General features: G+C 48.7%; 12 protein-coding genes and 1 pseudogene. All 13 read right to left on the reverse strand.

What is annotated here, in order from left to right; translation table 11 throughout:
- Positions 1-3 precede the first annotated feature (3 nt).
- A pseudogene (locus ABFY19_RS12265) lies at positions 4-1,360 on the reverse strand (SNF2-related protein).
- Entirely contained in the window at positions 1,360-1,650 is a 291-nt protein-coding gene (locus ABFY19_RS12270) for a VRR-NUC domain-containing protein (RefSeq protein ID WP_418790931.1), read from the reverse strand. Before ABFY19_RS12270 ends, ABFY19_RS12265 begins: the two are co-directional and overlap by 1 nt.
- A 264-nt stretch (positions 1,651-1,914) precedes the next feature.
- The gene (locus ABFY19_RS12275) at positions 1,915-4,260 is read right to left on the reverse strand and encodes a VapE domain-containing protein (protein ID WP_418790932.1); all 2,346 of its coding nucleotides are present in this window, start codon (positions 4,258-4,260) and stop codon (positions 1,915-1,917) included.
- Positions 4,257-4,676 (reverse strand): DUF4406 domain-containing protein, encoded by a 420-nt coding sequence (locus tag ABFY19_RS12280; RefSeq protein ID WP_418790933.1) that lies wholly within the window; start codon positions 4,674-4,676, stop codon positions 4,257-4,259. The genes ABFY19_RS12275 and ABFY19_RS12280 overlap by 4 nt, the downstream gene beginning before the upstream one ends.
- Positions 4,663-5,445: a phage antirepressor gene (locus ABFY19_RS12285; RefSeq protein WP_418790934.1), complete on the reverse strand. Its 783-nt coding sequence runs from the start codon at positions 5,443-5,445 to the stop codon at positions 4,663-4,665. The genes ABFY19_RS12280 and ABFY19_RS12285 overlap by 14 nt, the downstream gene beginning before the upstream one ends.
- An 87-nt stretch (positions 5,446-5,532) precedes the next feature.
- Positions 5,533-7,467 (reverse strand): DNA polymerase, encoded by a 1,935-nt coding sequence (locus ABFY19_RS12290; RefSeq protein WP_418790935.1) that lies wholly within the window; start codon positions 7,465-7,467, stop codon positions 5,533-5,535.
- Positions 7,468-7,535: 68 nt separating this feature from the next.
- Positions 7,536-8,114: a DUF2815 family protein gene (locus tag ABFY19_RS12295; RefSeq protein ID WP_418790936.1), complete on the reverse strand. Its 579-nt coding sequence runs from the start codon at positions 8,112-8,114 to the stop codon at positions 7,536-7,538.
- A gap of 5 nt (positions 8,115-8,119) precedes the next feature.
- Complete coding sequence (locus ABFY19_RS12300) at positions 8,120-9,247, reverse strand: DUF2800 domain-containing protein (protein WP_418790937.1); 1,128 nt, start codon at positions 9,245-9,247, stop codon at positions 8,120-8,122.
- The gene (locus ABFY19_RS12305) at positions 9,244-9,567 is read right to left on the reverse strand and encodes an rRNA biogenesis protein rrp5 (protein WP_418790938.1); all 324 of its coding nucleotides are present in this window, start codon (positions 9,565-9,567) and stop codon (positions 9,244-9,246) included. Before ABFY19_RS12305 ends, ABFY19_RS12300 begins: the two co-directional genes overlap by 4 nt.
- Complete coding sequence (locus ABFY19_RS12310) at positions 9,530-9,739, reverse strand: hypothetical protein (protein ID WP_418790939.1); 210 nt, start codon at positions 9,737-9,739, stop codon at positions 9,530-9,532. Before ABFY19_RS12310 ends, ABFY19_RS12305 begins: the two co-directional genes overlap by 38 nt.
- A 109-nt stretch (positions 9,740-9,848) precedes the next feature.
- On the reverse strand, positions 9,849-10,472 hold the full coding sequence (locus tag ABFY19_RS12315) for an RNA polymerase sigma factor (RefSeq protein ID WP_418790940.1): 624 nt from the start codon (positions 10,470-10,472) through the stop codon (positions 9,849-9,851).
- 431 nt (positions 10,473-10,903) lie between these two features.
- Positions 10,904-11,068 carry a hypothetical protein gene (locus ABFY19_RS12320; RefSeq protein ID WP_418790941.1) on the reverse strand — a complete coding sequence of 55 codons (165 nt, stop codon included), beginning with the start codon at positions 11,066-11,068 and terminating at the stop codon, positions 10,904-10,906.
- A gap of 19 nt (positions 11,069-11,087) precedes the next feature.
- Positions 11,088-12,362: a DNA sulfur modification protein DndB gene (locus ABFY19_RS12325; protein ID WP_418790942.1), complete on the reverse strand. Its 1,275-nt coding sequence runs from the start codon at positions 12,360-12,362 to the stop codon at positions 11,088-11,090.
- Between the last annotated feature and the right edge of the window lie 75 nt (positions 12,363-12,437).

Consider the following 12,437-nt stretch of genomic DNA (forward strand, 5'->3'; position numbering starts at 1 on the left):
TCATCAAACCTCCTTCAGATTTGCTTTAACCGCCTCTATCAGCGCAGTCTGGGTTTTACCCTTCTTCTTCAGCGCCTGCATTACATTCTCGTCAATGGTATCCTTTGCGATGATGTGATGGATAACCACTGTTTCCTTTTGACCCTGCCGCCAGAGCCGGGCGTTGGTCTGTTGGTACAGCTCTAGGCTCCAGGTGAGGCCAAACCATACTAGCGTAGAACCTCCAGCCTGCAGGTTCAACCCGTGTCCGGCAGAAGCAGGATGGATTGCTGCAATGGGTATGCTGCCCGCATTCCACCGTCTGATAGACTCAGCACTGTCCAGTGTGTGGACAAGAAAGCGTTCTTGGATACGGGCAAGATCATGCTTAAACCAGTAAGCGATAAGGACCGGCTTTCCATTGGCGGCTTCTATTAAGTCTTCCAGTGCATCCAGCTTGCGGTCGTGAACATGTACAATGCCACCATTTTCATCATAGACAGCACCATTCGCCATCTGCAGGAGTTTGCCCGACAGGGCTGCCGCATTGACGGCATCTATCTCTTTATCCTTAAGTGAAACCACGAGGTCCCGTTTCAGGGTTTCCACGCATTCCAGTTCTCTTTCCGACAGCCTTACGGGAACCTCGTTCATCACCAATTCCGGGAGTTTCAAGTAATCGCAACCCTTCATACTGATGGTGATGTCGGATATCAGGCGGTAGATGGTTTCCTCTGCACCGGGCCTTGGCTTGTAGGAAAATACCATCTGCTGGTTGCGCTTATCCGGCACGAAGTAGGTATTCCGGTAATGACCGATGAAACGTCCTAGCCGTTGCCCCATATCCAGCAAACGGAACTCAGCCCATAGGTCCATCAGGCCGTTGGATGAGGGAGTCCCGGTAAGCCCCACGATTCGCCTGATCAATGGCCTTACTCTCAACATGCTTTTAAACCGCTTTGCCTGGTGGGATTTGAAGGAGGACAATTCATCGATGACCACCATGTCATAGTCAAAAGGAAGTCCGCTTCGATGAACGAGCCACTCCACATTTTCTCGGTTAATTAAATAAACCTGCGCTCTCTGCCGGAGAGCTGCTTTTCGCTGATCTTCTGATCCAATGGCGACCGCATAAGTCAACCCATGCAAATGCTCCCACTTTTCAATCTCAGCTGGCCAAGTGTCACGGGCCACACGAAGCGGAGCAATAACCAAAACCTTGCGCACAAGAAAGCTGTCCAATGTAAGATCGAAGACGGTTGACAGTGTAATCACGGTCTTACCCTCAACCCAAGCCCATATCCAGAAATATCGCCGCGACAGGCTTTTCAAGAAGGTAGTCCATCGCGAACTGCTGATACTCATGGGGTATGAACTTCATTAGGCATCACCTCCGTCCATAATTTGCGATAACATGGGCTGAATCTGTGCCATGCTGTCAATGCAATACACTCGAAACCCTAACGCTTCCAGTTGTCTTTTCCGCTTTATCTGCAAGGGGCGCAAAGTCTTTCCTGGTGCTTTCACCTCAACAAAGGCGATTCTACCTTCAGAAAAAAGTATTATTCGGTCAGGCATTCCATCGAACCCCGGTGATATGAGTTTAAGGGCAAGACCTCTAGCAGACTTGACAGCTGACACTAATTTTTGTTCAATGCATTTTTCTCTCATACATCCTCCGTCAACTTGCGTTCCCAATTCTCAAAAATCCCTACGCGCGTGCAAATACGCGTTTGCGAGTGTGATTACTGTCTTTTTCTAATAAATTATTTTTAATAGATATTTATGGAACATAAGAACACCCGATATTAAGTAGCCCATTTTATTAAGGCTACCGCCTGTTCCGATGAGGTGAACCAAAGTGGTTTTTTTGTTGCACCGGAACAGGTGATAACCGTTCCCAAACCCGTATCAGTTCCAAACGTTCCGAACTGTTTATGGTTTGGGTAGATAAACCCATTGTGGTCCATAAATCGGGATACGCTCTTTTTTTACAAGACCACTCCAACCGCCGATGCCCGCCATGATGGCTGATATTTCATTGCCATCCATTCTTCGCAAATTGGCGCGGTCCTTACCAAAGCACTCACACCAGATCTCCATGTTGGAAACTGAGGTGCGCTTTTTTACACCAACACGCTGGCTCTCTCCAAATTCTGTGCCGTTAATAAAGGCACGGCGCTCATAGATACCCATAGTGTCCCAGTCCTCAGGCAGGAGCATTTCAAGGAAATCCCGAACCAAACCCTCGCGTTCGTCAGACTCCATCGCTTCCCGCTGTTCCTCCTTAGCCAGTTTTTCAAGAGAAACATCAAGATACAGTTTTTCATTAGCATTAACATAGGTGAGCGTCTCCGCCCAAACCTGCAGGACCTCATCCTGGGTAAGTTGCCATGACTGCTTTTTCCCGTTACCGGGTGTTTTCACCGGCCAAAACCGGCGGTTACCCGTGGCATCCCGCAAATAACCTTTTTCTGCATTGGTGGTGCCGAAAAAGACGCATTGCCTTAGGTGCGGTGTCGCCCTACGTCCAAAGCTAGCACGATAGATATCGTTCTGCCGGGAAAGAAAGCTGCGGAGAGTTTCCACCTCAGCTTTCTTCAGCCCGGCCAGCTCACCAATTTCTAGTATCCAATAGCCCTGCAGCTTTTCTGCAGCGGTCTTGTCTTTGGTATCCGAAAGACTTAACGAATCGGAAAACCACTCGCCGCCTAGCTTGGCAATGAGAGTGCTTTTCCCTACTCCCTGGGGGCCGTTTAAAACCAGCATAGAATCGAACTTGATACCAGGTTTCAAAACACGGGCAATGGCAGCACAAAGCGTCTTTCGGGTCACAGCCCGCACATAAGGGTTGTCGGTCGCGCCAAGATAATCAATCAACAGCGTGTCTACACAAGGAACTTGGTCCCATTCCGGCAGAGCAGCTATAAATTCGCGAATAGGATGGTAGGAACGGTCATCGGCCACCTTCGCCACGGCAATGTCGTAATTCCGGGCGGAGAAAGCACCATAATGGGCATCGATATAAGTGATCAACTGTGCATCATCCGCATCCCGCCAGAACTTGGCCGGGTGCGCCCAGGGGACCTCCCCCTTGATTTCCAGACTGTCCGATAGCTGGTTGAACACAATACTTTTGAGGTTTGGGTCGTTTTCCAGAATCAGTGTTAGGTTCCGGAGGGTATTTTTCACTGCCCCTGTTTTCTCAAGTTCAAGCTGCTTCTGCCAGTCCTCATCTGAAAAATCGCTTTCCGCCTGCATACGGCGTTCCTCGGCAAATTGTTCTTTTACGCGCTCATCCTTTACGGCAAGATCAGCCATAGCTTTGAAAGAGGGCCGCTTGCCGGGGGGTGTATTATCGGAGGTTCTATCGTCTAAGTCACGGAAATGGTGTACACGAACAAGGTCAAAAGTGTTAAGCAGCATACCGCAGGCCGGGTCGGTGGCGTGGTGGCTAAATGCGAACTTGCCGTCATAGAGAACCAACCCCGCGGAGGAGTCGGCAGGGATATAGTCATAGCGTCCGTTTATTGCACTTGGCTCATAAACATCCGGGAGAAAGGTATCAATGGCTTCTTCTAGGGTGTACGCCCTACAAAATGCGCCTACTATGCCTTCTTTGGTAAGCGGGTCTGCTTGCTTGGTGATTTGCCGCCGCACCACCTCCGACTGCCTGGAAGACACTGGCCACATGGAGGTATCACGCCAATCTGCATATCGGGAAAGATAACTGTCAGGATCAAGCAGTGTTCCGTCTTTTTCTCTGAAAATAAATTCTCCGTCTGATGAAGTTGATGGCCAGTACATTAACCGTGACGGTTCATAAGTAGTATCATCGAACAGGTCGATGCCGAGCTCCTTGGCCACCATGCGCCCCAGTGCCGGGTACTCATCTTCGCTGACTTCACGGGCAAGCGGGACAAGGAGCCGCAGGCGCGGCGATTCCGGCGTATGTTTATGGGTGGAATAGATGCAGCACTTGAAGTCATACAGCGCTTCAATCTGTTCCCAGATACCTGGCTTAGCATAATCCATATCGAGGGTGAGTATGGAGCGACAGAGGACATAACCTGTCCTACGCTTTCCTTCACGGAGAGCACCGCCTACGAATCCTCCCACGTCCTTTATGGAATCCTGCTGGGCGCGGCTCATCTTGCGGAACTCTGATACGGTCTCAGTTGTGCGGATGGTTGACCTTACGCGGGCGGTAAAATCCTTCCATGCAATGTCTTTATTCTTCCACTTTTTATCCATACGGCTGTTGCCAACCGCTATCTTCATTCTGCTTCAACCTCCTCACAGCGGTCGGTAAAACGGCGGATAGGAATGCCGCGTTTCTGTGCTCTGGCAATCTCCTGTTCCATGCCACTAGATATATGGCGACCGAATACCCACAGCTCATCACACTTACCAAGCCAAACCTTGCCGAAGAACAGCCCGAGCTCTCGCTCGGAAGGATCATCTTCATCCAGCACCTGTGGGTACAGCAGGTGGGGCGCAAAGGGAACTGCGCCTTTAACCACCGCAAACCGCATGTACCGAATGGCTCTCATCGTGTTCCCCGCAGTTTCCCCTGCGAATGGAGAGCAGATAAACACGCAGGGTTTTGGTGCTTTTACCTTTTCCTCCCGTGCTACTGCAGCCAGTGCTTCGGCGGCTGTTGGATCGGGATAGTGTTCCGCATTAAACTTGTCCATTGCCGCAACCTCCGTCGAGAAAGTAATTAACAAAATACTGCTGCCCCTTACCCGTGACCTTGGTGGTCTTAGAAATGGTGACATGGCCATCAAAGTGCGTGATAGCGGTCTCTTTAACCTTGAACAAACCGAGTTCCATCGCTTTCTGGGTTGGCGCGTTGTAATCGGTCCCTTTGCGTTTGATCAGGAACCCATCCTGACGCAGCCGCTCGAATAAACGGTTCTGGCCAATCTCAATGCCATTACCCTTCAGGATTTTCGCCAGTTCCCCAATGAGAATCGTTCCATCCGACACTGACACTGCATCGGCAAAGACCACTTTAGGTCTGTCGACTACAGCCTGAAGCTGGAGGCGTTCTTTCGCCTGACGTTCCTCTTTCAGCGCTGTCAGCACCTTGATCCAGGCGTCAGGGTCGTTCATGATCTCTTCCAGCTTGTTTGGGGTGATGTAGGCCCCGTGCCGGTGGATGGATGGCAGGACTTCGTGGGTGACCCAGCGCTTGAACTTTTTTGCTTCCGGCTTATCAGAGCGCAGGATAACATTGTAAAGACCGCTCTCACTGACAATGAGCGTTTCCTGTTGCCTGCCGATTGAATCGGTGAGATGAGTCTGGCTCACTTCATCTTTATCAAGCCGCTCGGCTACTCTGGCTGGCGTTGTCAGTTCCAACACCCCGCATATGTCCTTTAGCACCCACCACGGGCTCCCATCCTTTAAAACTGTCCTGACTGTACTTCCCTCGTAGTTGAAAATGGTTAATTCGTTCATATTGAACCTCCTGCATATAGTTGTAGAGCGGGAAAAACTTGCCCTCAGCTATAAGCGAAAAAAGGGGATTACTCGAACCCCCAAAATTTAGTCCTTTTTGTAAAACCTGCACTCAAACCCGTCGGCACGAAGCATGAGCCCTTTAGCCCAGGACGGTGTTTTGCTCATGATAGAGCAAACATCCTGAACTGGTACTCCAGCCGATGCTTCAATTACCACCTCGTCGTGGACATGCATCACAATTCTGTGACCCGCTTGATCTAACAGCCTCATGGCATAGCAGAGAATATCCCTTGAGATGGCCTGTACGATATTCTCCACAAACTTTGGACCGTAGCTTTCGATGCGCTCCCATTTCTTAGTTGCGCCCACGCCCTCGTAGGTCACCGACTCGCTGCCGAAACTGTTTAACCCCATTCTGGGTTTTACATAGGCGAGCCGCCTATCGGACGGGAGCCGGATGAATAGTATTCCGCTGCAATATTCAAACCGGATTCTATGGGTTTCTGTTGTGGTCCGCTCCTTGACCGCCGTTTTCACGGCGCGGTCAACATCCCACCAAAACCGCACGATCTTTGGGTTAGCGAGACGCCATGCAGACACCAATGGCTGGAGTTCGTCCTCTGTAAGCCCCATATCCAAAGCGCCCATCGCTTTAAGCGCGCCGACAGAGCCGCCGTAACCAAGGGCCAATTCCGCGATCTTACCCTTCTGCCTTAGCAGGCTTCCCTTGGTGACTTCCTCAATAGGAACCCGAAACATCTGCGAAGCCGATGCTTCATAAATCTTGCCATGGCTGGCGAACACTTCATTTCGCCAGGTTTCTCCAGCAAGCCAGGCAATGACTCTCGCCTCAATGGCGCTGAAATCAGCCACTATCAACTTGCATTCCTCTGATGGGACAAATGCGGTACGGATTAGTTCTGACAGCACGCCTGGCACGGAATCATACAGGATTTCCAGTATCTCAAACTGACCGGAGCGCACGAGGTTTCGCGCCGGTTCCAGATCTGGCAGATGGTTCTGGGGAAGGTTTTGCACCTGAATCAGCCTGCCCGCGAACCGTCCAGTTCGGTTGGCACCGTAAAACTGCAACAGACCTCGTGCCCGTCCATCAGAGCAGGCGGCGTTTTCCATAGCCGTGTATTTCTTCACGCTGGATTTGGCGAGTGATTGCCTGAGTTCCAGCACCCGCCCCAGCTTATTGGGTGCGGTTTTCAGCAGCTCTTTAACCGCGGCCTTGTCAAGAGAGTCGGTTTCCAAACCATGGTCAGCAAGCCAGTTCTTCATCTGTGCTACCGAATTGGGGTTTTCCAACTCCGTCAGTTCTCGCATAATCCGGACCAGTTCAGTGCGCGATTTTTCATCGCATTTAATAGCCTGCTGTACCAGTTCCCTGTCCAGCAAGATTCCCCGGTCGTTGATTTGCTGGTCGAGGATGTAATTTTGCCATTCGTCCTCCAGCACGGGAAACTTATGCAGCCGTGCCTGTATCGCCATTTCCGTTTCCACATCACGTGCATTGTAGGCTTTAAACCGTTCCCATTTGTCAGGGGAATGTTCAGGCAGGTTGCGGGTACGTCCCCCGTTTGCCTTAGTGGGCTTACAGGGCAGGCAGAAATAGCGAATCAGGTCTTTGCCTTCTGTCAGCTTCTGTTTATCCGCTCCTGTGACCAGGGCAGCACCCTCCAGTGAAAGTGGCAGTCCTAAATTCGCCGCCCACACCATCGTGCAACGCCATGACGCGGGTTCCAGCCACGTGCCAAGATAGCGTGACAGACAGATCCGTTCAAATTGTGCATTGTATGCCCACTTCATGACATTCTCATCAAGAAGTGCTTGGCGGATTTCTCCCGGCAGCTTTTCACCGCTTGCCAAGTCAATCACCCGTACCGGGCTGCCGTCAGTGGAGTATCCGAATAATAAAACTTCAAAATCTGGTGATTCAACATACTTATATGCACCGCATTTATTAAGGTCGAAGCCGCTGTAAGTTTCTATATCTATACTGAGATTTTTCATGCGCCCTCCTGACAAAAAACGGGGCGGGAGAAAACCTACTCTCGCCGCCCGCATTTTTGCTTCTCCTGTTATGATAAGAAATCGTCGTCCACGTCCGTGGCAAAATCGTCGGCAGCGTTGTTCCTACCGCCTAGGGGCTCACCGTCGCGAATTTTCTGAATGTTGCCCAGACCACAAGCGATTCCCTTGTTGCCGTTCGAATTGAAGGCATAGAAGTTAATGCTTACCCTCGCGTACACGCCAGAGTATACCTCCGAGCGCTCAAGGACAGGATTGACCTGCCTGTCCACAACCTGCGGTGCGGTATTGCTATTGGCATTGACAAAATAGCTGTCTGCGTATGCCTCGTCGTCGGGACGGTCGATATCGCCATCACGGAGTGGCAGTTTAAGAGCTGCCCTATTCGGTACCTTGCCGCCGAATTTACCTTTGCCTTCCTCGATAGCGGCATCCACGGCGGCATTGATAGCGGCGATGGTTTTGGTATCGCTTTTGGGGATAATTAGGCTGACACTGTATTTTTCCGCACCACCGTTGATGGATTTCGGTTCCCAGACGTTGGCGTAGGAAAGTCGGACAATGCCGGTGATTACTTTGGTGGGGTTCTTCCCAGGAGTGGAATTTGTTCTATTTGCTGTATTTGACATAGTTTTTATACCTCCGTAAAATCATTTTTTGCGTTTGATGTACTTATCGCCGGACGCTTGTCCGAATTAGGAACCAGCGTCGGCTTGCCTGGCGGCTTTATAACCAAACCACCGAGAATTTCATTAAACTTGGCTCTGCCCATCAATTTTTCCATCTCGGTGATTGTGATGATACTTTGCTTGTAAATGTCGCTGTATCCGGCTGCCTTTGCCGCTTCCGCAACACTATCTTCATTGCTATACTTGCGGTTGGAGCGCCCCTCTACAACCTTAAAGCCTGGCCACTGTTTACCGTGGTTCACGGCAGCATCTGTGGCGTAAGCTATGATTTCGTTCGCCCAACTAGTCAGATCGCCGATGGAAGAGAGAATCTCCGCGATTTCCTCATCCGAGAGCAAGGGTGGCAAAGCGAACTCAAGTGCTGCAAGCTTCAGCTTGGCTTCGGCCCGTGCGCGACACTTAACTGCCGCTCGACAGAACTGACACCATTCACCGGGGATATGTTCTCCCTCGCCTGCAAACGCCATCTGCGCCGCAGGCTTGAGGGTCTCCTCAGCCCAGTTGTATAGGCTTTCTTTAGACACCGTATGCGTACTGATGTTTTCCCAGCGTGGCTGGTAGATAGTCATGGCCACCGCGCTGATGTCGTAAATGCCATCAAACATTTCCAGCGCGCCAAGGGCGTACAGCTTCATCTGGGGGTTACCCTCTACATTCACTAAAACTCCTTGACCGTACTTGAAATCAATGATATGAAGCGTTCCGTCGGCGATAATCAAACAGTCACCGGTACCAAAACCGTCCGGCACGTACTTTGAAAAATCTAGACGCTGCTCGATCAGGACAAGTGGGTCGTTACAGGTTTGTTTCGCCCGTTCGATGATTTCCAGGACAAACTCCACATAACCATCGGTGTAAGCATCCATCTCGTCGGAGTCATATTGTGAAACTGGTTTCTTCGAACGTCTTTTCAACGCCCGGCGCAGCTTATGTTCGCAGAGCGCATGCGCTGCAGTTCCTTCGGCAGCAGCCTCACCGCTATTGTCGTCAAAATCCAGTTCCAGCCTCGCCGATGGAGTACAATTCATCCAGCGATGTGCGCCAGAGGCTGATAGAATGGCATGTTTCCTCATTTCAATGCCTCTGCATCGGCTAATAGCGCAGCATATTTTGCTGGGTCAATTTCACTCAGCTTTGATGCGCCGTACTTTTCCAGCAGCGAGCGAACCTCAGCCGTAAACCCGTCATGGCTTTTCTCAGCCAGTACGGCTCGGACTTCCTCCAGCGTGACGGCCTTTACCGCTGGCTTTTTTTCTTTTGAGGGTGCGGGTGTTTCTGGCTGAACTGTTTCAGCAGGCTCATTTAATGCAACCGCTTCAGCAATAGCCTGAACGCTGTCAGCGAGCAACCGCAGGTCAGACACCACGTCCAGAAGCAGCTTGGTTTTGCTCATGTTCCGTGCCTCCTTCCTTAATTTCTTTAATTTCCACTGTCTCTACCGAATCACCGGGCGTTATCACGATGACACCCATTTTTTCGCCAAACAACAGATCAAGCAGTTTGCTCCGGAGAGTTCGCGACCCGCTTTTCAGCACTGGTCTTCGGATACCGCCAGGTTTGGTCACGTTGACGGTGACCTTGTGTTTAAGGTTCATTTGTTATCTCCTTTCCGGGGGCAATTCCCTGCCCCTCACCAATAAGCGAAAAAGAGGGTTCATCCGAACCCCCTTTTTTTCAGGAAACAATCTTTCTTAATTTTTCATGCATCTTTTTCAGCCGATTACGAATGGCGGCCTCGGTCACTCCTTCCTCGGCGGCAATGCTTGTGTTGGTGCGGCGCTGAACATAGACCTTTTCATAAAGATTGAGTTGCGCAGGAGTGAGGTTGTCCATAGCACGTGTAAGCTTTAGAAGGCGCTCCTCATGTTCTGCAACTTCCATATCTAATAGGAGGAGTTGAAGCGGGTCGGATTTCAAATCTGCAAAAGGGTCAGCTTTTTTCTTAACAGTAATCACATCATCAAAAGTGCTGGGGGTGTCTTGTTCCAAAGGATTGGTTTTTTTGTTTGGGGTTACGTTAGATGAGTAAAGAAGGTCGGCATTTCCTTTGCCATTCGGAAGGGCTTCCTCGCTTAACTTTTTGGCTTGCTTTTGCTTCTTTGGTCGGTGATTAGGCGTTGTGCGGTACTGGTACCGGCGTTGCTCGTCCACTTCCAGGTCATCCATAGAGTGCAGCAGGCCGATGTCCGCTTCGGTTACGCCGTTTTCACCTGGATTGATAACAATTTTTGTGCCTTCAGCAGTGTAGTAAATATAGTTGATTCGGTTCTTTTTACTGGTTTTATACTGTCTTGTCATGGCTTGGCTCCTTTCATTTTGAAAAGAGCCTGCCAAGTAGCTAAAAAACCAGAAAAGAGCCTGACACATAGCTTTGAAGCTACTTGTCAGGCTCGTATGTCACATTCGCATCGTGCTCTGTACAGAACAATAACTTACATCTTCCAAATTCCAATATTTGATTTGCATTTCTTGCATTTCAGATAATAATCTGCTCGTCGCCTATTAATTAACGGACTTCCACGTCCAGCGATTACCTTCATTTTCGTTGTAACCGTATTTTCGGTATCAGCAATCCGGGAGTCACACACACCGGACATTTTAATTGCATTTTCATAAGCCATCCTCTCCTTACATCATTTTTAAAATAAAAACGCCGAAGCCGACCTCCATTCCTATGGAAGATCAACTCCGGCATTATGTTCTCGGATTTACGGAACTGAGCTCGGTAGTTATCCAGCTAATGCTTTGAGTATCTGATATAATGCATTGCTAAGCAAAATTCGTTTTTGTCCACTTTTAAGTTTCACTTCTAAGAACACCTTTTTTTCGTCCTTCACCAAATCAAAAAGTCTGTCATTAGATTCGTTACGAATTTCTATACGATTGTTAAACAACGCTCTACCTCCTCAACTCCTACAGAACTACGTCGGGTAATGGTTCATTCTCATTATCTTTTGCATTTGCTACTATCTGACGTACAGAAGTAATTTCATCTTCTCCCATCAAATCTCCCAATACCATATAAGAAATTACCAAACCAGCACTTCTGACAGAGTCTTTGCCAGTAATCATTTTCTTATTAGCACTTCCTATGATTAATATATTGAACCAGAGCTTGTTATCAAATGACCAATCGATTTTATTTAATTTTTGTACAACCTCAGTCCATTCAACACCTTTAGCTTTCGCCATACGAGCGACATGAGCAAGGGCCATCTGAGTAATTGGCTTCATTAACAAATTCTCTTCTCGCAGCCCAGAAACCGGCCTGTCCTGCTTAGTAAGGTTCAAGTATTCCTTGAAGGCGTCTAATCCTTCCAACGCTTTACTCCAGAAATTAGCAACTTCTTGGTATGATTCATCCACTACTTTTCCTACCGGAAACATCTTGCTTGAAAACTTATCATCACGTAACAGGGCCTGACAAATTGTATATAAAGCACTTAGTGTGGTGAGCTGCTTACTACGTTTAGAAAGCGTATTACTTTTCCAGTTAACAAGATCAATCCCACCAATAGGTGCTAAAGGCTCCCCTTCTTTCAAGAGCTTTCTGGATATCACGGCAAAAATATCATCATCACTTGTAATAATATTATCACTACGGCTAGTTTGCTTTGCATACTTATTGACCTTGTTAAATATCTTGCGGATTTTCATATTGTCTTTATGCTCGACCAGAATGACACTGATTTCTTCATCAGCCAGCTCCGGATGCGGTGTTAAGTTTTTCCAGGACGAAGCAATGTTTGTTCCTGCAGGAAGACCCATGAGCCCTTTTATCGCAACCTTTAAGCTCAAAAGTCTATGCTGTCCATCAAGTGCGATTAGACGTTCTTTACCTGGTAGTGTAAGGAATCCCATATCCTTCATTGGTGTTTGATATGCAGCTGGTAAATCTTTAACTATATTCGTAACCGGTTCAAATACGATATTTTCATAGCCCGAATAAATATCAATTATAAGACTTCCAAAAAATTTATCTGGGTCTTCTATGACATATGGTACAATCTCTGTCACAACCCTATTAACCTCTAACGAACGCTGCATTTTTTCGTCTGCTGTCATTTCCTCCCATTCCGGCATTTCCATTGCAAATCCTATACTGTCGATTAATTGTCCTGCCGACATCTTTGCTATATAGTAATCCGTGCTTCCCAACTTGGCTTTAATACATCCTATTGTTGCCAAAACGGTACCCCCTTGTTTTTCATTTTCACCTCGTTTAACATTTATGTTTTTTATTTTATCCGGCGTTTTCTATTT

The organism is Phosphitispora sp. TUW77, assembly GCF_048453025.1.
Classification (GTDB): domain Bacteria; phylum Bacillota; class Thermincolia; order Thermincolales; family UBA2595; genus Phosphitispora.